Annotated in this window: 20 protein-coding genes; 5 read left to right on the forward strand and 15 right to left on the reverse strand. The window is 72.8% G+C overall.

All coding sequences use genetic code 11. From position 1 onward, the window contains the following. Window positions 1-90: 90 nt before the first annotated feature. The gene (locus ASG95_RS00445) at window positions 91-780 is read left to right on the forward strand and encodes a DNA alkylation repair protein (RefSeq protein ID WP_057376156.1); all 690 of its coding nucleotides are present in this window, start codon (window positions 91-93) and stop codon (window positions 778-780) included. Here the strand turns inward: ASG95_RS00445 and ASG95_RS00450 are convergent. Continuing rightward, window positions 767-1,960 carry an MFS transporter gene (locus ASG95_RS00450; protein ID WP_057376157.1) on the reverse strand — a complete coding sequence of 398 codons (1,194 nt, stop codon included), beginning with the start codon at window positions 1,958-1,960 and terminating at the stop codon, window positions 767-769. The genes ASG95_RS00445 and ASG95_RS00450 overlap by 14 nt on opposite strands. Beyond that, entirely contained in the window at window positions 1,953-2,765 is an 813-nt protein-coding gene (locus ASG95_RS00455; protein WP_057376158.1) for a PIG-L family deacetylase, read from the reverse strand. Before ASG95_RS00455 ends, ASG95_RS00450 begins: the two co-directional genes overlap by 8 nt. A 163-nt stretch (window positions 2,766-2,928) precedes the next feature. Between ASG95_RS00455 and ASG95_RS00460 the strand changes: the two genes are divergently transcribed. Genes ASG95_RS00460 through ASG95_RS00470 form a run of 3 tightly spaced genes read left to right on the forward strand, consistent with a single transcriptional unit; the run spans window position 2,929 to window position 7,490 of the window. Then, window positions 2,929-5,442 (forward strand): beta-glucosidase, encoded by a 2,514-nt coding sequence (locus ASG95_RS00460; RefSeq protein ID WP_057376159.1) that lies wholly within the window; start codon window positions 2,929-2,931, stop codon window positions 5,440-5,442. Further along, complete coding sequence (locus tag ASG95_RS00465) at window positions 5,439-6,089, forward strand: TetR/AcrR family transcriptional regulator (protein ID WP_057376160.1); 651 nt, start codon at window positions 5,439-5,441, stop codon at window positions 6,087-6,089. The genes ASG95_RS00460 and ASG95_RS00465 overlap by 4 nt, the downstream gene beginning before the upstream one ends. 51 nt (window positions 6,090-6,140) lie before the next feature. Beyond that, window positions 6,141-7,490 carry an MATE family efflux transporter gene (locus tag ASG95_RS00470; RefSeq protein ID WP_057376161.1) on the forward strand — a complete coding sequence of 450 codons (1,350 nt, stop codon included), beginning with the start codon at window positions 6,141-6,143 and terminating at the stop codon, window positions 7,488-7,490. Here the strand turns inward: ASG95_RS00470 and ASG95_RS00475 are convergent. From ASG95_RS00475 to ASG95_RS00510, 8 genes are all read right to left on the reverse strand, one after another. Beyond that, window positions 7,487-7,960: a hypothetical protein gene (locus tag ASG95_RS00475; protein ID WP_057376162.1), complete on the reverse strand. Its 474-nt coding sequence runs from the start codon at window positions 7,958-7,960 to the stop codon at window positions 7,487-7,489. The two genes, ASG95_RS00470 and ASG95_RS00475, sit on opposite strands and share 4 nt — an antisense overlap. Window positions 7,961-8,045: 85 nt before the next feature. Beyond that, window positions 8,046-9,569 carry a gamma-glutamyltransferase gene (locus ASG95_RS00480; protein WP_057376163.1) on the reverse strand — a complete coding sequence of 508 codons (1,524 nt, stop codon included), beginning with the start codon at window positions 9,567-9,569 and terminating at the stop codon, window positions 8,046-8,048. A 132-nt stretch (window positions 9,570-9,701) separates the two neighbouring features. Further along, window positions 9,702-11,624, reverse strand: coding sequence for a 3D-(3,5/4)-trihydroxycyclohexane-1,2-dione acylhydrolase (decyclizing) (gene iolD, locus ASG95_RS00485; protein WP_057376164.1), 1,923 nt, complete (start codon window positions 11,622-11,624; stop codon window positions 9,702-9,704). Continuing rightward, the gene (gene iolB, locus ASG95_RS00490; protein ID WP_369820342.1) at window positions 11,621-12,541 is read right to left on the reverse strand and encodes a 5-deoxy-glucuronate isomerase; all 921 of its coding nucleotides are present in this window, start codon (window positions 12,539-12,541) and stop codon (window positions 11,621-11,623) included. Before iolB ends, iolD begins: the two co-directional genes overlap by 4 nt. Beyond that, on the reverse strand, window positions 12,538-13,473 hold the full coding sequence (locus ASG95_RS00495) for a deoxyribose-phosphate aldolase (RefSeq protein WP_200961853.1): 936 nt from the start codon (window positions 13,471-13,473) through the stop codon (window positions 12,538-12,540). Before ASG95_RS00495 ends, iolB begins: the two co-directional genes overlap by 4 nt. After that, window positions 13,470-14,408 carry a 5-dehydro-2-deoxygluconokinase gene (iolC, locus tag ASG95_RS00500; protein ID WP_057378648.1) on the reverse strand — a complete coding sequence of 313 codons (939 nt, stop codon included), beginning with the start codon at window positions 14,406-14,408 and terminating at the stop codon, window positions 13,470-13,472. Before iolC ends, ASG95_RS00495 begins: the two co-directional genes overlap by 4 nt. Before the next feature lie 55 nt (window positions 14,409-14,463). Beyond that, window positions 14,464-15,375: a sugar phosphate isomerase/epimerase gene (locus ASG95_RS00505; protein ID WP_235543196.1), complete on the reverse strand. Its 912-nt coding sequence runs from the start codon at window positions 15,373-15,375 to the stop codon at window positions 14,464-14,466. A 2-nt stretch (window positions 15,376-15,377) separates the two neighbouring features. Continuing rightward, complete coding sequence (locus ASG95_RS00510) at window positions 15,378-16,382, reverse strand: Gfo/Idh/MocA family oxidoreductase (RefSeq protein WP_057376165.1); 1,005 nt, start codon at window positions 16,380-16,382, stop codon at window positions 15,378-15,380. Between the two features lie 155 nt (window positions 16,383-16,537). Between ASG95_RS00510 and ASG95_RS00515 the strand changes: the two genes are divergently transcribed. Then, on the forward strand, window positions 16,538-17,275 hold the full coding sequence (locus tag ASG95_RS00515; RefSeq protein WP_057376166.1) for a GntR family transcriptional regulator: 738 nt from the start codon (window positions 16,538-16,540) through the stop codon (window positions 17,273-17,275). A gap of 12 nt (window positions 17,276-17,287) precedes the next feature. On the opposite strand, the gene ASG95_RS00520 is transcribed toward ASG95_RS00515, so the two are convergent. From ASG95_RS00520 to rpsF, 5 genes are all read right to left on the reverse strand, one after another. Next, the gene (locus tag ASG95_RS00520; protein ID WP_057376167.1) at window positions 17,288-18,961 is read right to left on the reverse strand and encodes a DUF3352 domain-containing protein; all 1,674 of its coding nucleotides are present in this window, start codon (window positions 18,959-18,961) and stop codon (window positions 17,288-17,290) included. A gap of 144 nt (window positions 18,962-19,105) precedes the next feature. After that, entirely contained in the window at window positions 19,106-19,552 is a 447-nt protein-coding gene (gene rplI, locus ASG95_RS00525; RefSeq protein ID WP_056921398.1) for a 50S ribosomal protein L9, read from the reverse strand. Between the two features lie 19 nt (window positions 19,553-19,571). Further along, the gene (gene rpsR / locus ASG95_RS00530; protein ID WP_056884210.1) at window positions 19,572-19,808 is read right to left on the reverse strand and encodes a 30S ribosomal protein S18; all 237 of its coding nucleotides are present in this window, start codon (window positions 19,806-19,808) and stop codon (window positions 19,572-19,574) included. Between the two features lie 189 nt (window positions 19,809-19,997). Beyond that, the gene (locus tag ASG95_RS00535) at window positions 19,998-20,549 is read right to left on the reverse strand and encodes a single-stranded DNA-binding protein (RefSeq protein WP_056921397.1); all 552 of its coding nucleotides are present in this window, start codon (window positions 20,547-20,549) and stop codon (window positions 19,998-20,000) included. Between the two features lie 73 nt (window positions 20,550-20,622). After that, entirely contained in the window at window positions 20,623-20,910 is a 288-nt protein-coding gene (gene rpsF, locus ASG95_RS00540) for a 30S ribosomal protein S6 (RefSeq protein WP_056921396.1), read from the reverse strand. Window positions 20,911-21,057 lie beyond the last annotated feature (147 nt).

Below are 21,057 nucleotides of genomic sequence, written 5' to 3' on the forward strand. Positions count from 1 at the left end.
TCCCCCTGAGGACTGCGACGACCTGGTGGCACGACGGTGCGACGACGTGAGCTGGCGACAGTGTGACGCGGCAACCGGCATGCTGGCTGCGTGACACACCCCGTCGTCTCCGCGATCCGAGCCGCCCTCGCCGCGACCGGCGACCCCGAGCGGGCCGCCGCCCAGCAGGCCTACATGAAGTCGCAGATGCCGTACCGCGGCATCACGGCACCCGAGCTGAAGACGCTGCTGCGCCCGGTCCTGGCCGACCCGGCCCACCGGATCGCCGAGCGCGGGGAATGGGAGCGGGCAGTGCGCGACCTGTGGGACGGCGCCACCCACCGCGAGGAGAGGTATGCCGCGACGGCACTCACGGGGCAGCGCACCTACCGCGCGTGGCAGGACCCCGACACCCTCCGGCTCTACGAGCACCTGGTCGTCACCGGCGCCTGGTGGGACCACGTGGACGAGGTCGCCAGCAACCGGATCGGGCCGATCCTGTTGTCCCACAAGGAAGAGGTCACACCACGGGTCGAGCAGTGGATCGAGCACGAGGACCTCTGGCTCCGACGGACGTCGATCATCTGCCAGCTCACCTTCAAGGAGCGCACCGACCTCGGCCTGCTGCGAGCCGCCATCGAACCCAACCTCGAGGACCCCAGCTTCTGGATCCGCAAGGCGATCGGGTGGGCGCTGCGGCAGTACGCGCGGACCGACCCCGACTGGGTGCGGGCGACGGTGGCCGAGTACGACGGCCGGTTGAGCGGACTGAGCCGGCGCGAGGCGCTCAAGCACCTCTGAGGGCGGGGGCGCCGCGGCCGACGACCGTGCGGGCGATCGCGAGCGCGGCCAGGGACGCGGCCGCGGCCACGAGGAAGGCCCCACCGATCCGCCGGGCATCCGACAGCGAGCCGGCCGCCGCCGCCCCGATCGAGGAGCCGACGAGGAACGCCGAGATCAGCCACGCGAACGCCTCGGTGGTCGTCCCGGGCGGGGCGAGCCGGTCGACGAGCTGGAAGACACAGGTCAGTACCGGAGGCAGGCCCAGGCCGCTGCCGACGGTGAGCACCCCCATCACCCAGGGGCTCGACGGGACCACGGCCAACGCGGCATACGTGACGACGAGGACGCCGAGGCCGAGCAGGAGGTCACGGCGCGGGTCGCGGTGCGGGGCCCGCGGGCTGTAGGCGACCCCACCGACCAGCGCACCCAGCGCGTTGGCGGCAACCAGCCAGGGCGCCAGCCCACGGTCACCGATCGACTCGGTGTAGGCGACCAGCGCCACGGCCGGCACGCCGACCGTGAGCCCCACCAACATGACGGCCGAGAAGAGGACGCACAGCCGCCGCGAGCGCAGCGGACCCAGCCAGTGGCGGTCCTCGTGGACCGGCGGGACCCAGGCGCCGGACGCCCGCGACGCCACGAACCACACCGTGCCGAGCAGCCCGACCACGCCCGCGGCGACGAGGCCACCGCCGTCTCCGGCGACCTGGGCGAGCAGCACCGCCAGCGGCCCGAGGACGAAGATCAGCTCCTGGGCCGCCGCGTCGAGCGCGAACGCCGAAGGCACCTGGCGCGGCGACAGCACCGACGGCCAGAGCGTGCGCAGCGCCGGCTCGAGCGGTGGGGTCGCCAGCCCGGCGACGAGCGCGACGACCAGCGCGCCCCCGGACGGCACCCACGGCAGCACCGCGAGCGCCAGTGACGAGACCACCCCGCCGAGCACCAGGGCCGGGCGCTGCCCGCGCAGGTCCATGACCCGCGAGAGCGCCGGTCCGCCCAGGCAGCAGCCGAGCGAGTATGCCGCGGTGAGCAGGCCCGCGCGCCCGTAGCCGCTGCCGGTGTCGCGGGCGAAGAGCACCAAGGCCAGCGGCACCATGCCGTTGGGCAGCCGTCCGACCAAGGCCGAGAAGAGCAGGCGGGCGACCTGGGGCAGTCGCAGCAGGGCGCCGGGGCTGAGCGACGGCGCCGGGTCAGTCACCGAACGGCCAGCCGACCTGCATGGTCGGGCGCGCGTCCTTGTCGACGCCGGGCTCGAGGTAGTGCTCGCGCCCGAAGAACTCCGCGAAGAACGCCTCGGGCATCGAGAGCATCCCCTCGATGTCGGTCGCCTGGCTCCGGTGCGCCTCCAGGGAGGCGCGCCGCTGGGCCAGGTAGTCGCTGGTGTCGACCTGCCAGGTGATCTCGGCCTCGGGGGTGCCGAGCGGGTTGCCGTCGTCCATCGGGCTGTCCGGGTCGAAGGCCTGGTCGCCGGCGCCGGCGGCCACGGCGGCCTGGAACACGCCTCGGACGATGTCGCGGTTCATCGTGGACTCGAGCAGCCGCGGTCGACGGGCCGCCAGCTCGGCCGCGCGGTGCACGACCGGGTGCACCTTCACGTGGTCGGGGTGGCCGTAGCCACCGTGCCAGTCGTAGCCCACCAGGACGTCGGCATCCTCCTCGTCGAGGATCGCCACGAGGCGGCGGGCCGCCTCGTCGACGTCGGCGCCGTGGAAGGCGTTGGCGTGGGTGTTCTGCTCCCAGCCGGTCATACCCGAGTCGGCGTAGCCCAGCCACGCGATCCGCTGCACGCCCAGGGCGTCGGCGCTGGCCTGGGCCTCGCGACGGCGCCAGTGGACCAGCGTCTCCCCCTCCGGCAGGCCCGCCGCTGGGAGCTCGCCGTGGTCACCGTTGGTGGCGAACACGGTGACGACGCGGTGGCCCTCGGCGACCGCGCGGGCCATCGCGCCGGCCGTCTGCGAGGCCTCGTCGTCGGGGTGGGCGTGGAGGAACACGATCGTGGACACGACGCCATCATGCCAACCACGTCCGACGGGGGACACGCCACGCCGTCCTGCCCACGCGGCATACCCCGCACGCGCGGCGGGCGGGCCCCCGGGTCGTCTCAGACTGCGAAATAGTTAGCCCTATCTATTTACCCGTCGAGGCCCGGCTCCCGACACTGGCTCGGTGACCACCACCGACTTCGCCCCCCTCGTGGCCCAGCTCGACCTCGAGACCAAGGTCCGGCTGCTGACCGGCGCCACCTCGTTCACCCTCCACGGCGCGGACGAGATCGGCCTGGCGCCGATGGCCTTCTCCGACGGCCCCACCGGCGTCCGGGGGCTGAAGTTCGTCGGTGGCGACCACGTGGCGCTCTTCCCCAACGCGACCCTGCTCGCGAGCGCCTGGAGCGAGGAGACCGCCCACGAGGTCGGCGAGATGCTCGCCGAGGAGGCCGAGCGCCAGCAGATCCACGTCGTGCTGGGCCCCACCATCAACCTGCACCGTTCACCGCTCGGTGGCCGGCTGTTCGAGGCCTACTCCGAGGACCCGCTGCTCACCGGCCGGCTCGCCGCGGCCTACGTGAAGGGCTTGCAGGGCAAGGGAATCGGCGCCTGCCTCAAGCACCTGGTCGCCAACGAGTCCGAGACGCTGCGCAACTACATGAACTCCGTCGTGGCCGAGGACGTGCTGCGCGAGGTCTACCTCCTGCCGTTCGAGATCGCGGTCGAGGAGTCGCAGCCCTGGTCGATCATGGCCGCCTACAACGACGTCAACGGCGTGCCCGCCACGGAGCAGGTCCACGTCAACACCGAGGTCGTGAAGGACGAGTGGGGCTGGGACGGCCTGCTGATGAGCGACTGGTTCGCGACCAAGACCTCGGCCCCCGCCGCCCTCGGCGGTCTCGACCTCGTCATGCCCGGCCCTGACGGGCCCTGGGGCGAGGCGCTGGTGGCGGACGTCCGCGCGGGTGCCGTGGACGAGTCGGTCATCGACGAGCACGTGTGCCGCCTGCTCCTGCTCGCGCAGCGCGTCGGCGCCCTCGACGTCCCCGGCTCCACCGAGGGGCACCGCAGCTGGCCGACCGACTCGCTCGCCGCCGACGCACCGGAGCGCCGGGCCCAGCTGCGGCGGCTGGCGACGGACGGGATGGTGGTGCTGCGCAACGCCGACGGTGTCCTGCCGCTCGCGGGGGGTACGACCGACGGGTCGGGTGCGGCCGGAGGGTCGGTCGCCCTGATCGGTCGGCACGGCATCGAGACCGTGTGCATGGGCGGCGGCTCGGCCCAGGTCAACCCTCCGCACCAGGTCTCCATCGCGGACGGGCTGCGCGAGCAGCTCGGTGAGCGACTGGTCGTCGTCGACGGGGTGGACGTGCGCGAGAGCCCGCTGCCCGCAGCGCTCGAGGCCATCCAGGACCCGTCGACGGGCGAGCCCGGCATGCGGGTCGAGCACGTGGACGCCGAGGGCGTGGTCATGCTGGAGGAGCACGTCGACGGCGCCGAGGTCACGACGGGTTGGGACGACACCCTGCCCCGCCAGACCGAGCAGCTGCGGCTCAGTGCCCGCCTCGTCACGGGCGGGCGGGTCCGCGTGGGAGCCAAGGGGGCTGGCTCGTGGCGGGTCAGCGTCGACGGCACCGAGATCGGCCGGGCCGACCTGGTGTCCGGCGGGGCGGACCCGGGCGAGGCGATGTTCAAGCCGCCGGTCTGGACCGCCGACCTCGAGGCCGCCGCCGGCGCGCTGGTCGAGGCCGAGCTCACCGTGGTCCGTTCCGAGCCCGTGCCGGGTCCGGACGGCAAGCTGAGCACCCTGTCGCAGATCCTCGCCTCGGGCATGGGCACCAAGACCCTCGTCGTCGCGCCGGTGCCGGCTCCCGTCGACGAGACGCTCGCCGCAGCCGCCGCGGCCGCACAGGCTGCTGACGTCGCCGTCGTGGTCGTCGGGCTCACCCCCGAGCAGGAGACCGAGGGCAGCGACAAGACCACGCTCGCGCTGCCCGGCGAGCAGGACGCGCTGGTCCGGGCCGTCGCAGCGGCGGCCACCCGGACGGTCGTCGTCGTCAACGCCGCGACCCCGGTGCTGATGCCGTGGGCCGACGAGGTCGACGCGATCCTGGTGGTGGGCCTGCCCGGACAGGAAGGCGGCCACGCCGTCGCCGACGCCCTGCTCGGCGTCCGCGAGCCGGCCGGCCGGTTGGTCACCACCTGGCCGGCGGCCGACGAGGCCGCGCCCGCGTGGACCGTCGAGCCGACCGACCTCCAGCTCGACTACACGGACGGGTCGTTCGTCGGCTACCGCGGCTTCCACGCCGGGCGAGCCGCCGCTCCGGCGCACTGGCTCGGTGCGGGCGACGGCTACGGCGCCTGGGACTACACCGCGGCAGCGCTGACCGGCTCCGGAGCCGACGCGTCCCCCACCGTCTCGGTGGCGGTGCGCAACACGGCCGGTCGCGACTCGCGGGAGCTGGTCCAAGTCTACCTCCAGCCCAGCGAGGCCGACCAGCCCGTGCGACTGGTCGGCTGGTCCACCGTCGACGTCGCGGCCGGGGAGTCGGCCACGGTCGAGGTGACCACCGACCCGCGGCTGTGGCGTCGCTGGGACACCGCGGCCGACGGCTGGGCGTCCTTGGCCGACGGTGGCGAGCTGCTCGTCGCCCGTGGGCTCGGCGACATCCGGTTCCGGCTGCCGCTCGCGTGACCACGAGGCACACCGGACAGCCCGCTCGGCGGGGTCGCGGTCGCCCTCGCGGTCCGGGCACCGAGGCGACCGCCGCCACCCGCGAACGGATCGTCTCCGCGGCCGCGGAGCTCTTCGCCGAGCGCGGGTTCCACGCGACCCCGATGACGGCGGTCGCCGAGGCGTCGGGCCTGTCGCAGAGCGGTCTGCTGCACCACTTCCCCAGCAAGGAGGGGCTGCTCGCCGAGGTGCTGCGCGCCCGCGACGTCCGCGACCTGGCCACGCTCGCCACCGGCCGCGACCGCGCCCCGCGCGGCTGGGAGGTGTGGGACGACATGACCCGCCTGGTCCGGCTGAACAGCGACCGCGAGGTCCTCGTCCGGCTCTTCACCAGCCTCGCGGGCGAGGCCGTGGAGCCCGACCACCCGGGCCACGGCTGGCTCGGCGAGCACCACCGCAGCGCCGTCGAAGCCCTTGCCGTGGCCCTGCGCGAGGCCGTCGCGGACGGCACGGCCGACCCTGCTGTCCCGGCCGACAGCCTGGCCCGGCAAGCGGTCGCCCTGATGGACGGCCTGCAGGTGCAGTGGTTGATGCGGCCCGACGAGGTCGACATGGCCGGCGACTTCGCCGCGTTCGTCGAGGGCGTGCGCACTCGCTGGACGCCCTGACGAGCTGGACGCCCTGACGACGACGTCACGGGTCGCGGCTACCGTGGCGCGGTGAGCACCAGCCCCCGCGACCCGGCGCAGAGCCGGGAGATCCTGCGGCTGGCTGTCCCGGCGTTCCTCGCGCTCGTCGCCGAGCCCCTCTTCCTGCTGGCCGACTCGGCGATCATCGGGCACCTCGGCACGGCCCAGCTGGCCGGGCTAGGCGTGGCCAGCGCGACGCTCATCACCGCGGCCAACATCTTCGTGTTCCTCGCCTACGGCACCACCTCGATCGTGGCTCGCCAGATCGGCGCCGGCAGCGAGCGGGGAGCGCTCGAGGCCGGCATCGACGGCACCTGGCTCGCCGTCGGGCTCGGCGCCCTCACGTCCGTCGGTGTCGCGGTGGCAGCCGAGCCGCTGTGCCGCGTCTTCGGTGCCTCCCCCGACGCGATCGGGTATGCCGCGACGTACCTTCGCATCTCGGCCCTCGGCATCCCCGCGATGCTCGTGGCGCTCGCCGCCACCGGGGTGCTGCGGGGGTTGCAGGACACCCGGACCCCGTTGGTGGCCTCTGTCGCCGGGTTCTCCGCGAACGTGGCGCTCAACCTGCTGTTCGTCTACGGGTTCGGCTGGGGCATCGCGGGTTCCGCGTGGGGCACCGTGATCGCCCAGGCCGCGATGGCCACCGGACTGGTGGTGGTCATGGTCCGGCACGCCCGTCGCGCCGGAGCCGCCCTGCACGCCCACCCGGGGCGCGTGCTGCGGGCCGGGCTCACCGGCATACCCCTGCTCGTCCGCACGCTCGCGCTGCGCGCCATCATCCTGCTCACCACCTGGGTCGCAGCGGGCCTCGGTGACGTGCCGCTGGCATCGCACCAGGTGGCAGCGACGGTGTGGACCTTCCTGGCCTTCGCCCTCGACGCCCTGGCCATCGCCGCGCAGGCGATCACCGGGCGGGCCCTCGGCGCAGGTGATGTCGTCGCAGCCCGCGCCGCCACGACCACGATGCTGCGCTGGGGCCTCTGGGGTGGAGCCGTGCTCGGGCTGCTCGTGCTGGCCGTCCACTCGCTCCTGCCGGCGCTCTTCACGACCGACCCCGCCGTCCGCGCCGCGCTCTCGGCGGCGCTGGTCGTGGTGGCCCTGGGGCAGCCCCTCGCCGGTTACGTCTTCGTGGTCGACGGCGTGCTGATCGGCGCCGGCGACGGACGGTGGCTGGCCAAGGCGATGGCCGCGACGCTGGTGCTCTACCTGCCGCTCGCCCTCTGGGTGCATGCCCGCGGCGACGACCTCGTGGCCGACGGGGCCCCCCGGGCCGTGACCGTGCTGTGGGTGGTGTTCACGGCGTTCATGGCGATCCGCGCTGCGTTCTTCTGGTGGCGGATCCGTGGCGACGACTGGGCCGTGACCGGCGCCGCCCGCTAGGCCGCGCAGTCGAGCAGCGGCAGCAGCCCGGACAGCCGCGCCCAGGTGCTCGGGAAGACGGCGTGCGCCACGTGGAGGGCCACCATCGGTGCGGCCTCGCCCGTGAGGCGCACCCTCGGGTTGATGCCCACCGGGTGCAGGTCGAGGTGGCACTGCTGACCGGTCACGCCGAGCTGGAGGTTCTCGAGGTCGACGTGCCAGAGGCTGAGCAGCCCCCGCAGCGGGCGGCTGACGAGGATGCGACGGTCGGTGACCACCACGTCGGCCGGTGACGCCTCACCCCGACGCGTCTCCCCGCGTGGGCACTGCTGCTCGTAGGTCAGCGTGGTCTCGAGGGTGGCCCGTTCCCCCGCTGGCAGGTCCCCGAGCTCGAGGTGGGCCAAGGACGCGCCGCGCAGCAGGCGACCGGCCAGCTCGACAGCGTCGGCCCAGCCCAGGTCGACCGCTGCTGCGGTGGTGTGTCGTGCCACGGCTGTTCGGCTCCTCCCCCGAGGGTGTACGTCAAGGAGTGTGACCCGACACCCCCTGATACATGACGCCGGCGTCGCGAGGACCTCAGGAGACGCGGGTGGCGGCCTCTCGACGGGGGTCTCCGGCGGCGTCGAGCGACCCGTCGGCCAGTCGTCGGGCCGCGCCTACCCCGCCGAAGAACATCGAGGTGGCGCCGTGCGAGAACGACTGCAGCCCAAGGCTTTCGATCGCAGCCGAGATCTCGGGGTCGTCCTCGTGGTCGACCCGCGGCGTGCCGTCGTCGAGGATCCGCACGTGCACCCGGGGCGCGTCGATGGCCTCCTGCATCGGGGTGCCCGAGAGGCAGTGCCGGCCGAGCACCTGCATGAGCGCCGTGGTGATCCGGTCGGCGCCGGGGCTCCCGATCGCGAGCGCCGACCCCGACGACGACCTCGCGACGGACGGGGCCATGTTGGAGGCCAGGCGGGTACCGGGGGCCAGCGCGTGCAGCCCCAACCGGTTGAGCTCGGGCTCGCCGAGGCAGTTGTTGAGCATCAGCCCGGTGCCGGGCACCGTTGCGCCGGAGCCGTATCCGCTCGACGCGGTGATCGCGCAGATGGTGCCGTCGCTGTCGACCGCCGAGACGTGGGCGGTCGAGGACGAGGTGGGCAGGCCGGCCAGCCCATTGCGGTCGATCGACTCCAGCAGCGCGTAGCCGTCCTCCTCCAGGTCCGTCGACAGGTCGTGCACCTGGTGGCGGAACGACAGCACCCGCCGCTGGATGTCGATGATCCGTGACCAGTCCCAGCCCGCCGCGGCCAGCTCGCGGAGCATCACCGCGAGCATCGGACCACCAACCGAGGGTGGTGGGTTGAGCGCCAGGTCCCACTCGCCGACCCCCAGCCGCAGCGGCGTGCGGACCACCGCCCGGTATGCCGCGAGGTCGGCTGCCGTGACCAGCCCACCGCGGGCGGCACTGTCTGCCGCGATCCGGGCCGCGAGGTCGCCGGTGTAGAGCGACCGGGCGCCTTCGACGGAGATCTGCTCGAGGGTGTCGGCCAGGTCGGGGTTCGTGGCCTGCTGCCCGGCGGTGACGATCCTGCCGTCGGCGCCCCGGACCAGGGGCCAGGTGTGCTCGTCCCACCCGAAGACCAGGTCGCCGGTGATCGCCAGGTAGCGCGCCGCGGCGCCGCCGATCGAGTAGCCGGTACGCGCCGCGTCGATGCTCGGGGCCAGCACCTCGCGCCACGGCGCCGACCCGTGCCGGTCATGGGCGATCCCGAGCGCCGCGAAGGCGCCGGGCGTCGCCACCGAGCCGTGACCGGCATACAGGGTCAGCCCGCCACCGTAGGAGGTGCGCACCTCGCGCAACCCGGCGCCGAACCGGTCGGGGTCCTGGCCGCGGCCCGGCATCTCGACGTTGCCGTCGATGAGCTCGGGGTCCCCACCGGCCGGCCAGATGCTGACGAAGGCGCCGCCGGCGGCCGAGACGATTCCCGGCTCGGTGGTCATCGCCGAGACCATCGCCGCGATCGCGACGTCGACGGCGTTGCCACCGGCAGCCGCCGCGGCCAGGCCGGCGTCGGCAGACGCGGGACCGGTCGCCGCGATCGACACGCGTCTGTCCATGCGCCCGATTCTGTCCCATGGCCTCTGCCGGTGCCACGGGCGCTCCAGCCCGCGACACGCGAGTTGCGTCTGATTCCGCCCACCTGCTGGGCGGAGGCGCGCGCACCTGCGGTGTTGCGCAGGGTGACGCGCTCAGAGCAGCGGGCGCTGGTCAGCCTTGCGCGCCAGGTAGGCCGCGTGGGCCGCCTGCGTGCTGTCCAGCTCGCTCACCTGGGCGACCGGCACGTCCCACCACGAGCCGCTGTCCGGCGAGTGCACGGTGGGGTCGGTCTGCACGTGGATCACCACCGGACCCGGGTGGCTGGACGCCTTCGCCTGCTTCACCGCGTCCTCGAGCCCGGCCCGCGAGTGCACCTCGATGACGTGGGCGCCGAGGCTGCGCGCGTTGGCGGCCAGGTCGACCGGCAGCGGCTCGCCATCCAGGCGCCCGGAGACGTCGTCGCGGTAGCGGTAGCGGGTGCCGAACCGCTGGGAGCCGAGGCTCTCCGAGAGGGAGCCGATCGAGTGGAAGCCGTGGTTCTGCACCAGCACGACGATCACCTTGACCCGCTCCTGCACCGCCGTGACGAGCTCGGTCGGCATCATCAGGTAGCCGCCGTCGCCCACCATCGCGAAGACCTCACGGCTCTCGTCGGCGAGCCGGACGCCGATCGCGGCCGGGATCTCGTAGCCCATGCAGGAGTAGCCGTACTCCACGTGGTAGCCCTTGCGGTCGCGGACCCGCCACAGCTTGTGCAGGTCGCCGGGCATCGAGCCGGCAGCGCACAGCACGACGTCGCGGGGGTCGGCGAGCTCGTTGACCACCCCGAGCACCTCGCCCTGGGTCAGCAGCCCCTCGGCAAGGGCGTCGGTGACGGCCGCTCCCGGGTGGTAGGTCGCCTCGACCTGCTCGTCCCACGCCGACCACAGCTCCGCCTGGCGGGCGCGGTGCACCTCGTCGACGGAGTACCCGACCAGGGCCGAAGTCAGCGCGGTCAGTGCCTCGCGAGCGTCCGCGAGCACCGACAGCCCACCCTGCTTGACGGCGTCGACCGGGGCGACGTTGAGGTTGACGAAGCGAACTCCGTTGTCCCGGAACGCACTCCGTGATGCGGTGGTGAAGTCCGACCAGCGGGTGCCCACCCCGATCACGACGTCCGCCTCGGCGGCCAGGGCGTTGGCAGCGGTCGTGCCGGTCGAGCCGATCGCGCCCACGAGCTGGGGGTGGCCGTGCAGCAGGGAGCCCTTGCCCGCCTGCGTCTCGGCCACCGGGATCCCGGTCGCGGCGCAGAAGTCGGCCAGCGCCCCCTCGGCGCCGGAGTAGTGCACACCACCACCTGCAACGACCAGCGGGCGCCGGGCCGACCGGATCACGTCGGCGGCAGCGGCGATCCGCGACGCCTCGGCCGGCGGTCGGGCGATGTGCCAGGTGCGCTCGGTGAACAGCTCGACCGGCCAGTCGAACGCCTCGGCCTGCACGTCCTGCGGCAGGGCGATCGTCACGGCGCCGGTCTCCACCGGGTCGGTCAGGGTGCGCATCGCCCCGAGCAGGGCAGCGGGCAGCTGCTCGGGTCGGGTCACCCGGTCGAAGAACTTGGAGAGGGGGCGGAACGCGTCGTTGACGGTGACGTCCGCGGCATACGGCTGCTCGAGCTCCTGGAGCACCGGTGCCGACACCCGCGTGGCAAAGGTGCCCGAGGGCAGCAACAGCACCGGGATCCGGTTGACCGTCGCCAGCGCGGCGCCGGTGAGCATGTTGGTGGAGCCGGGACCGACCGAGGCCGTGCAGACCCAGGTCTGCAGGCGGTCGCGCTGCCGGGCATAGCCGACCGCGGTGTGCACCATGGCCTGCTCGTTGCGGGCCAGCACGTAGGGCAGCGGGTTGTCGTCCTCGTGGCCCTCGAAGGCGAGCTCCGCCTGCAGCAGGGCCTGCCCCACCCCGGCGACGTTGCCGTGGCCGAAGATGCCGAGGCAGCCGGCGAACAGCCGCTGCCGCTCGCCGTCGCGCTCGCTCCACTGCTGGCCGAGGAACCGCACCACCGCCTGGCCGACGGTCAGCCGCACCGTGTCGCTCATGTGTCGTCTCCGAACGGAAGTCGAGGGTCCACGGCCTGGGTCGCCCAGGTGTCGCGCACCCAGGTGTGGGCCGGGTCGTCACAGATCATCCACGCCCGCTCCGGCCCAGGGCCAGCCATCACGTTGAGGTAGTAGAGGTGGGCCGCCGGCGGAGCCATCGACGGACCGTGCCAGCCGTGCGGCACGAGGACCACGTCGCCGGTGCGCACCTCGGCCAGGACGTCGATCGGCCGCTCACCGGTGCCGTACACCCGTTGGTAGCCAACCGGATCCGCGCCCTCGGGGGCGTCGTCGACGGGTCGCACCTCGAAGTAGTAGATCTCCTCGAGCTCGGTCTCGACCCCGGCCCGCCGCTCGTCGTGCTTGTGCGGCGGGTACGAGCTCCAGTTGCCGGCGGGTGTCACCACCTCGCAGGCGATGATCGCGTCGGCGTCCAGCACCCCGGGCACGCCGAAGTTGCGCACCTCACGGCTGGCTGCCCCGGCGCCCCTCAGCTCGACCGGCACCTGCGCCGCAGGCACCACCGTGACGGCAGGGGTATGCCGCGTGCGCGCCTTCGCGCCGCAGACGGCCACCCGCGCGGGGCCGCCCTCGGCGACCACGGTGAAGGCGACGTCGCGGGACAGGTGGGCGACGTCGGTGGGGCCGGCGAACACGTGCGCCCGCCCGGCGAGCACGACGTCGTCGTGGTCGTCGGGGCGCACCCGGACCGACCCGTTCAACGGGACCACCACGTGCTCCCACTCCCCGGCCGCGAGGCTGCGCTCCTCGCCGGCGGCGAGCGTGGCGACGTGCAGGCTGGTGTGCCGCCACCCCGCCACCGTGTCGTCCACGGCGACCGGCCAGCCGTCGGCCGCGGCGGACCCCAGGGGCAGGACCCAGCGGGCGTTGTCGGCGCCGCTCTGCTCCACGGTCACGGGCGCGCCCCGTGGACGAGCTCCCCGGCGATGTCGACGGCGGCTGCGACGTCACCGTCGGGGGGGTAGAGCAGGGCCCGGCCCACCACGAGTCCGCGCACCGGCGGCAGGGTGAGCGCGCGCCCCCAGGAGGCGTAGGTGTCCCGCGGGTCGCCCTGCGGGTCGCCGCCCAGGAGCAGGGTCGGGAGGGTGGTCGCGTCCATCACCCGCTCGAGCTCGTCGACCACCGGCAGCTTGAGCCAGGTGTGGGCACTCGAGCCACCCAGGCCCGAGGCGATGTGGATGGAGCGGATCGTCGAGTCGGGGTCGAGCAGGTTGACGACCCGTCCCTCCCGGCGCTCGCTGAGGAACGGCTCGACCATCGCCATCAGCCCTCGTGCGGCGAGCTCGTTGACGGCGTGGGCGGTGGCTTCGAGCGTGGCGACGGTGCCCGGGTCGTCGTAGCAGATGCGGGTCAGCGTCTTGCCGCCGTCGAGGCCGCACGCCGCGATGTCCTCCGTCCGGTAGGCGGTGAACCGGTCGTCGAGCTCGAAGCTCGCGCCCTGCAGGCCGCCGCGGTTCATCGAGCCGATGACGACCTTGTCCTCGAGCGCGCCGAGCAGCAGCAGGTCGTCGAGGATGTCGGGCGTCCCCAGCACGCCGTCGACCCCGGGCCGCGAGACCGCGGTGACCAGGCGCTCGAGCAGGTCGTGCCGGCTGGCCATCGCCCACGGGTCGGCGCGCACCCCGAGGGCTCCCCGCGCCGGGTGGTCGGCGGCGACGAGGAGCAGTCGGCCGTCGGCGCGAAGCAGGTCGCGGCGGGCCCGGGCAGCCCAGGCCCGGCTGATCGCCTCCGGGTCGCTGGCCCGCAGCTCGGTCAGCTGGGCCACGTCGACCGCGCCGGTCACCGAGCCGGTCGCGGCGCCGGGCTTGGCGCCCGTGACGCCTGTCATCGGAGCACGTCCTGTCGGCCTGCTCCGGCCAGGGTGTCGAGCACCTCGGCCGTCGTGGGCATCGCGCTCGAGCACTCGAGGTGGGACGCGACGATCGCGCCTGCCACGTTGGCGAACTCGATGACCCGACGCAGTTCCCAGCCCTCGAGCAGCCCGTGCACGAGTGCGCCCCCGAACGCGTCACCGGCCCCGAGGCCGTTGACGACCGACACCGGGAACGGCGCCACCTCGACCCGCTCGTCGCGGGTGGCCGCCAGCACGCCCCTGGGGCCCTGCTTCACGACGGCCAGCTCGACCCCACGCTCGAGCAGGGCGTCGGCCGCGCGCTGGGGGTCGGTCTCGCCCACGGCCACCTCGCACTCCTCGCGGTTGCCCACCGCCACGGTGACGTGCCCGAGGGCGCGGCCCACCTGGGCGCTGGCCTCGGCGGGGTCCGGCCAGAACATCGGTCGGTAGTCGAGGTCGAGCACGGTGTGCTGCCGCCGGGCCCGCGCCTCCCAGGCGGCGAAGTGCGCCGAGCGGCTGGGCTCCTGCGAGAGCCCCGTGACCGTGGACCAGTAGACCCGGGCAGCCCGGATCGCCTCGAGCGGCAGGTCCTGCGGCTCGATCAGCAGGTCGGGGGCCGTGGGGTAGCGGTAGAAGTACAGGGGGAAGTCGTCGGGCGGGAAGACCTCGCAGAACGTGACCGGTGTGGGCGGCCCGTCGACGGCGGCGACGAACCGGTCGTCGACCCCGAAGCCGCGCAGGGCCTGGTGGACATAGCGCCCGAAGGCATCGGCACCGGTGCGCGTGATGAGGGCGACCTGACGGCCGTGCCGGGCCGCGGCGACGGAGACGTTCGTGGCGGTGCCGCCGAGGAACTTCTGGAAGGTCTCGACCTCCTCCAGCCCGACGCCGAACTGGAGCGGGTAGATGTCGACCCCGGTGCGCCCCATGGCGACCAGGTCGTAGGCACCGTCGTGCACCTCGTCCGCGGTGGGGTCGGTCACGTCAGATCCCCACACCGGAGTGCTGGGCGGCCAGGCCCAGCAGGTAGAAGTAGCTCGCCTCGACGTCGGCCACCGGACCGTCTCCCTCGGGGACGCCCGGGAGGATGGTGTCCTGCTCGAGGACGTACCACCCGGCATACCCACTGTCCTCGAGCGCGCCCACGATGGCGGCGATGTCGACGTCACCCTGACCGAGGGGGACGTACATGCCCGCGGCGACGGCGTCGGTGTAGGTCGTCTCGCCGGCCTGCACCCGGCGGGCGAGGTCGAGCCGGACGTCCTTGAGGTGGGTGTGCGCGATCCGGTCGGGGTGCTCGCGGGCGACGCGCACCGGGTCACCGCCACCGATGAGCAGGTGGCCGGTGTCGAGGCAGAGCCCGATCCGGCTGCCCGCGAGGACCCGGTCGGTCTCCTCGCCGGTCTCGACCATCGTGCCGACGTGCGGGTGCAGGGTGGCGGTGAGGCCGTGGGCGGCGGCCGCAGCAGCCAACCGGTCGAGGTTCGCCAGCAGGGTCGCCCAGCCCTGGTCGTCGAGCTGCGGGCGGTCGTCGTAGCCCTCCGCGCCCGTCGCAGCTGCGAGGACCACGGTGGAGGCAGCGGCTGCCGTGAGGTCGACCATGGCAAGCTCGAGCTCGGGCAAGGGGTCGTGGCCCGGGTCGTGCAGGACGAGCGGCACGAACTGACCGACCGCGGCGAGCCCGTGGCTGCGCAGCGTGGCGACCTTGTCCTCGGCCGAGTCGGGCAAGAACCCGTCGGGACCGAACTCGGTGGCGGCCAGGCCGAGCTCGGACATCTGGGCGAGGACCACCTCAGGCGGCAGCTGGTGGCCCCAGCCGGGCACCTCGCAGACGCCCCACGAGATGGGCGCCCCCGCGATGCGGTCGGCCAGGGCCTCGGACGGGATGCCGGCCACGGTCAGGCCCCCTTGATCTCGGTGAGGTCGACGACGCGGCGCTCGGCGCGCGAGATCTCGCAGGCCTCCGCGACCCGGAACGCCTGGAGCGCGTCATCGAGGGTGCACGGGCTGGGCGTGCGCCGGGACGCGACGTCGAAGAACGCAGTCAGCTCGGCCCGGTAGGCGGGCAGGAAGCGCTCCATGAACGTCATCGTGACCGGTCCACGCGGGAAGTCGACACCGTCCTCCAGGGACCGGAGGGCCAGCGAGTCGTCCAGACCGACGGCGACGGCCCCGCGCTCACCGAGCACCTCCATCCGGACGTCGTGGCCGGCCCCGTTGTAGCGGGTCGAGGAGACCTGGGCCAGCGTGCCGTTGTCGAGGGTGAGGAGGGCGGCGCCGGTGTCGACGTCGCCCGCGTCGGCGAAGAAGCGCGCGCCCTGGTTGGATCCGGTCGCGTAGACCGAGACGACCTCGCGCCCGGTGACGAACCGGATGATGTCGAAGTCGTGCACGTTGCAGTCGCGGAAGATGCCGCCGCTGGTGGGCACGTAGGCGGCGGGCGGCGGCGCGCTGTCGCGGGTGTGGGCCACCACGGTGTGCACGAAGCCCAGCTCGCCCGACGCCACGACGTCGCGGGCCCGACGGTAGCCCTGGTCGAAGCGCCGCTGGAACCCGACGTGGACGGGCACACCGGCCTCTTCCACCAGTCGGGTCAGCTCGATCGTCTCGTCGAGGGTCGAGGCGACCGGCTTCTCGCAGAACGTCGCGATGCCCTTGGCGACCCCGGCCCGCAGGAGCGGGGCGTGGCCGGGCGTCGCGGTGGCGATGACCAGGGCGTCGAGGCCCGAGTCGAGCAGCTCGTCGGTGGTGGCCGCCCACTCCAGTCCACGGTCGGCCGCGACCTGCTGGGCGCGCGCCGCGTCGACATCGGCCACGACGAGCTGGTCGACGGCGTCGAGGCTGCGGAGGGTGTCGGCGTGGAAGGCGCCGATCCGGCCGACGCCGGCGAGTCCGATACGCATGTGCAGGGTCCGTTCACGGTCGCAGGGCAGGGGGAGGCACCGGGGCACTCGACGACAGCGTGCCGTCGGGGCGGGAGTCGTGTCAACCATTTGTAAGGACATTCTGACGTCATGAGATTCTCATGTCTGTGAGCCGCACCGGCTAGAGTGCCTGCGTGGCCACCCAGCTCGACATCCGGATCGACCGGTCCTCCCCCGTGCCGCTCTACCACCAGCTCGCCGAGCAGCTCGCGGCCGCCATCGACGACGGGGCCCTGCACCCCGGTGACGCCTTCGAGAACGAGATCGCGATGGGGCTGCGGCTCGGCCTCTCCCGCCCCACGGTGCGCCGCGCCATCGCCGAGCTCGCCGCCCGCGGCCTGCTCGTGCGACGCCGCGGCGTCGGCACCACCGTCGCCAACCGCACGGTGCACCGGCGGGCCGAGCTCACCAGCCTCTACGACGACCTGACCAGGGCCGGCGCCCACCCCACGACCACGGTGCTCTCGCTCGACGTGGTGCAGGACGAGCGGGTGGCCGGTGCCCTCGACCTGGCCCCCGACAGCGAGCTGCTCGCCATCGTGCGGTTGCGCCTGTCCGACACCGAACCGCTGGCGGTGCTGCGCAACTGGCTACCGCCGTCGCACCTCGACGTCACCAAGGAGGACCTCGAGGCCGAGGGCCTGTATGCCGTGCTGCGCCGCCGTGGCGTGCGCCCGGTCGTGGCGCGGCAACGGATCGGGGCCAGGCCGCCCAGCCCCAGCGAGCGTCGCCACCTGCGGATGCGGGGCAACGAGCCGGTACTCACCATGACTCGCAGCGCGTTCGACGAGGTGGGCCACCCGGTCGAGTACGGCGACCACTGCTACCGCGCCTCGACCTACACGATCGAGGTCATGGTCGACGAGCGCTGAGCCCCTCTCGACCTACTGAGTCGTCAGGCGCAGGCTGAAGTCGGCGCTGTTGCCCTCGCCGGTCACCGTGAAGCCCAGGGCGGAGAGCCCGGCGAGGTTCTTCGCCTCGTCGGCGCCGACCTCGTCCTTGAACTCGGTCAGCAGGCCCGCGATGTCGACGAAGCCGGCGACCCGGGCCGAGTCGGCTCCCTTGACCGCGTCCTTGAACCGGTCGGTGTCCCCCAGCCCGTGCTCCGTCCCGAGCTCGTCGGCGTAGTTCTCGGACAGCGACACGACGGTCGTGCCGCCATCGGACTTGAGCGTCAGCGCACCGGAGCCCAGGCCCTGACCCGCGTCGGAGATCTTCTGGAGCACGTCCCGGTCGCCGTCCGTGACGGCGGCGACGCGCAGCTCGCTGTGGTCCTCGCCCATGCCCCCGAACACCAGCGAGAACTGGCTGCCCAGCGCGGCATACAGGTCGTCGGGGACGGCGATGCCCAGCTCGCTCTCGAGCTCGGCGACACCGCCCTTGAACTCCTGCTTGCCCATGGACTCGGTGATCGCCTTCTCCATCGCCGGCCAGCCGGCCTTGAGCTGCTCGCCGGCGTTGGCGACGCTGATCGCGGCGAGGGTGGTGTCAGGCAGGTCAGCCAGACCGGTGCCCTCCTTCGACCCGGCGAACCTCACGCTGGCTCCGTTGGTGTGGCCCGCGAGCTCGAGGTGCGGCCCGTCGAACCGCAGGGCCAGCGCGACCCGGCCGGTCTGCGAGGTGGCCGGTCCACCGGTGAAGCCGGGGATCATGCCGCTGACGTCGAGGGACCTGGTGGCCTTGGCCACCTGCTCTGCGTCGAACCAGGCGGCGACGACGCCGTCCTCGCCGAGGTCGGCCATGTCCTGGCGGAAGTTGGCGGAGTCGGCGAGCGTGCCCTTCGCCGCGGCAGCAGCCACCCCGGCGGCCTTCCCCGTGCCGTCGGTGCAGAGCGCGAACTCCTCGACCAGCTGGCACTCGGCCGCGTTGTCCTTGGCGATCGTGGGCAGGCTGGCCCTGGCCTCGTCGGCGTCGGTCACGGCGAGCGCGACGACGACGGTCGGCTCGTCGTCGGCCTTGGCGCCCGGCACGAGCCCGACACCGATCCGCTGGCCCAGCCACGGCTCGACGTCCTTGGCGTAGTCCACGCCCTTGAGCTGGCCCTCGGCCTGGAGCCGCGTGACGATGACCTTGCGCAGGTCGGAGTCCTCCTTCACCTCGTCACGGGTGTCGGGGAACTTGCGGATGAAGCGGATGCCGTCGATCTTCTGGCCCGCCGAGGGGTCGAGGTCGATCTTGGCAAAGGCGATCGTGGTCGCCGGCAGCGCCGACTCGGGCTGGGCACCCCCGCCGCCGACCTGCTGGAACGCGAGCGCGCCACCTGCACCCACCGCGACGATCGCGAGGATCCCGCCGACCAGGGCCACCGTCCGGCCCCGGCCGGGCCGGCCCGTCGCCACCGGCTCGGCACCGGGCTGGGCGAACGGGTCCACCTGGACCGACGGCGCCGGTGCGGCGAACGGGTCGGCCTGGGTCGGCTGGGCGGGCCGGGCAAACAGGCTGGGCTCGCCGGGCTGGCCGAACAAGCCGGGCTGGCCCTGCTGGCCGGGCTGGCCGAACAAGCCGGGCTGGCCCTGCTGGCCGGGCTGCGGTACCTGCTCGAACGGGTTGTTGCTCATGACGTGGATCCCCCAGTGCGGACTGACTTCGCCGCACGCGGTCGCTCGGCGGCTGCGCCGCAGGATAGAACAGGCCCGGTCCACCCCGAGGGGCGAACCGGGCCAATCCAGACCGAATGGTTACGTCGGTCTCAGACCAACGTCTCAGCCGGCGACGACGTCGAGCGTCACCTTGGCCTGCACCTCGGGGTGCAGGCGGATCAGCGCCTCGTGGCTGCCGACCGACTTGATCGGGGTCGTGATCTCGATCTTGCGCTTGTCGAGCTCCGGGCCACCGGCCGCCTTCACCGCGGCTGCGATGTCGGCGGTGGAGACGGCACCGAACAGGCGGCCGGAGGCGCCTGCGTGGGCCGCGACCTTGACGGCCTTGTTCTCGAGGTTGCCCTTGATCGACTTGGCCTCCTCGAGGGAGTTGATCGCGCGGACCTCACGGCCCTTGTTGATCGAGTCGACCTGCTTCTGCCCGCCCTTGGTCCACGCGGTGGCCAGGCCACGGCGGAACAGGAAGTTGCGGGCGTAGCCGTCCTTGACGTCGACGACGTCACCGGCGGTGCCGAGGCTGGAGACCTCGTGGGTCAGAATGACCTTCATTTTCTCAGTCCTTCCCGACTCAACGAGACGAGCTCGAGTAGGGCAGCAGCGCCATCTCGCGGGCGTTCTTGACCGCGGTGGCGATGAGCCGCTGCTCCTGGACGGACACACCGGTCACCCGACGCGCGCGGATCTTGCCGCGGTCGGAGATGAACTTGCGCAGCAGCGCAGTGTCCTTGTAGTCGATGTTCTCGACCTTCGCCGCCTTCAGCGGGTTGGCCTTCTTCTTGGGCTTGCGCACAACGGGCTTGGCCATCGTGGTGCTCTCCTTCTGCCGAGTGACTCAGCGGATGAGCCCTGGTCTCCCAGGGATGGTGTGTTTCGAGTTTTCAAACAGTGGGTATGCCGGGTGCTCCCCCGTGCAGGTTCCTCACCCAAATAGGACGAACCTGCAGCCGCGCTCACGCGCGGGCGGGGCCACTCGGCATACCGAGTGATCTGGACCTTAGAACGGCGGCTCGTCGTAGGACGGCGCGCCGCCGCCCCAGCCGCCACCCTGCTGGCCACCGGTCTGGGGAGCCGACGCAGGAGCGGACGACGGGCCGGTGGCCCAGGGGTCCTCCTGCTGGCCACCCTGACCGCCACCCTGCTGGCCGCCACCGCCGGAGAAGCCTCCGCCGCCGCCGGTGCCCCGCTGGGTCTTGTTGACCTTCGCCGTGGCGTAGCGGAGCGAGGGGCCGACCTCGTCGACCTCCATCTCCATGACGGTGCGCTTCTCGCCCTCTTTGGTGTCGTACGAGCGAGACTTCAGCCGACCGGAGACGATCACGCGAGTGCCCCGCTGGAGCGACTCGGCGACGTTCTCCGCCGCGTCCCGCCACACCGAGCAGCGCATGAACAGGGTCTCCCCGTCCTTCCACTCGTTGGACTGCCGGTCGAACTGTCGCGGCGTGGAGGCCACGGTGAAGTTCGCGACGGCAGCACCCGAGGGGGTGAAGCGCAGCTCGGGGTCGCCGGTGATGTTGCCGATGACGGTGATGACGGTGTCGCCAGCCATGGAGCGTGTCCCCTGTTCGTTTGGGTCAGGTCAGGTGGTGCTGTGGTGCAGAACAGATCTAGATCAGTGCAGCTCAGGCGCCGGGGCGCAGGAGCTTGGTGCGCATGACCGACTCGTTCAGGCCGAGCTGGCGGTCCAGCTCCTTGGCCGTGGCCGGCTCTGCGGTGAAGTTGACGACGGCGTAGATGCCCTCGGCCTTCTTCTTGATCTCGAACGCCAAGCGACGGCGGCCCCAGATGTCGATGTTGTCGACGGTGCCCTTGTCCTTGGTGACGACGGTGAGGAACTTGTCGAGCGACGGCGCGACGGTCCGGTCGTCGAGCTCGGGGTCGAGGATGACCATGAGTTCGTACTGACGCATGCTGATAACCCGCCTCCTTTGGTCTATGGCGGTCACGGTCTCTCCGTGACAGGAGGGTTGCAGTGCGATCTCCGTGGACACACCGTCGAGGCGTGCTGCGGGAGAACCTGACAAAGCGTACCGGCCCGCGAGGACATCACCGAATCC

The organism is Phycicoccus sp. Soil803 (assembly GCF_001429685.1).
GTDB lineage: Bacteria > Actinomycetota > Actinomycetes > Actinomycetales > Dermatophilaceae > Pedococcus.

Excerpts from the sequence above, each read along its gene's own strand:
- ASG95_RS00480 (WP_057376163.1), bottom strand. The coding sequence starts at position 9,569 with ATGGACAGACGCGTGTCGATCGCGGCGACCGGTCCCGCGTCTGCCGAC.
- iolD (WP_057376164.1), bottom strand. The coding sequence starts at position 11,624 with ATGAGCGACACGGTGCGGCTGACCGTCGGCCAGGCGGTGGTGCGGTTC.
- ASG95_RS00495 (WP_200961853.1), bottom strand. The coding sequence starts at position 13,473 with ATGACAGGCGTCACGGGCGCCAAGCCCGGCGCCGCGACCGGCTCGGTG.
- iolC (WP_057378648.1), bottom strand. The coding sequence starts at position 14,408 with ATGGGGCGCACCGGGGTCGACATCTACCCGCTCCAGTTCGGCGTCGGG.
- ASG95_RS00510 (WP_057376165.1), bottom strand. The coding sequence starts at position 16,382 with ATGCGTATCGGACTCGCCGGCGTCGGCCGGATCGGCGCCTTCCACGCC.
- ASG95_RS00520 (WP_057376167.1), bottom strand. The coding sequence starts at position 18,961 with ATGAGCAACAACCCGTTCGAGCAGGTACCGCAGCCCGGCCAGCAGGGC.
- rplI (WP_056921398.1), bottom strand. The coding sequence starts at position 19,552 with ATGAAGGTCATTCTGACCCACGAGGTCTCCAGCCTCGGCACCGCCGGT.
- rpsR (WP_056884210.1), bottom strand. The coding sequence starts at position 19,808 with ATGGCCAAGCCCGTTGTGCGCAAGCCCAAGAAGAAGGCCAACCCGCTG.
- ASG95_RS00535 (WP_056921397.1), bottom strand. The coding sequence starts at position 20,549 with ATGGCTGGCGACACCGTCATCACCGTCATCGGCAACATCACCGGCGAC.
- rpsF (WP_056921396.1), bottom strand. The coding sequence starts at position 20,910 with ATGCGTCAGTACGAACTCATGGTCATCCTCGACCCCGAGCTCGACGAC.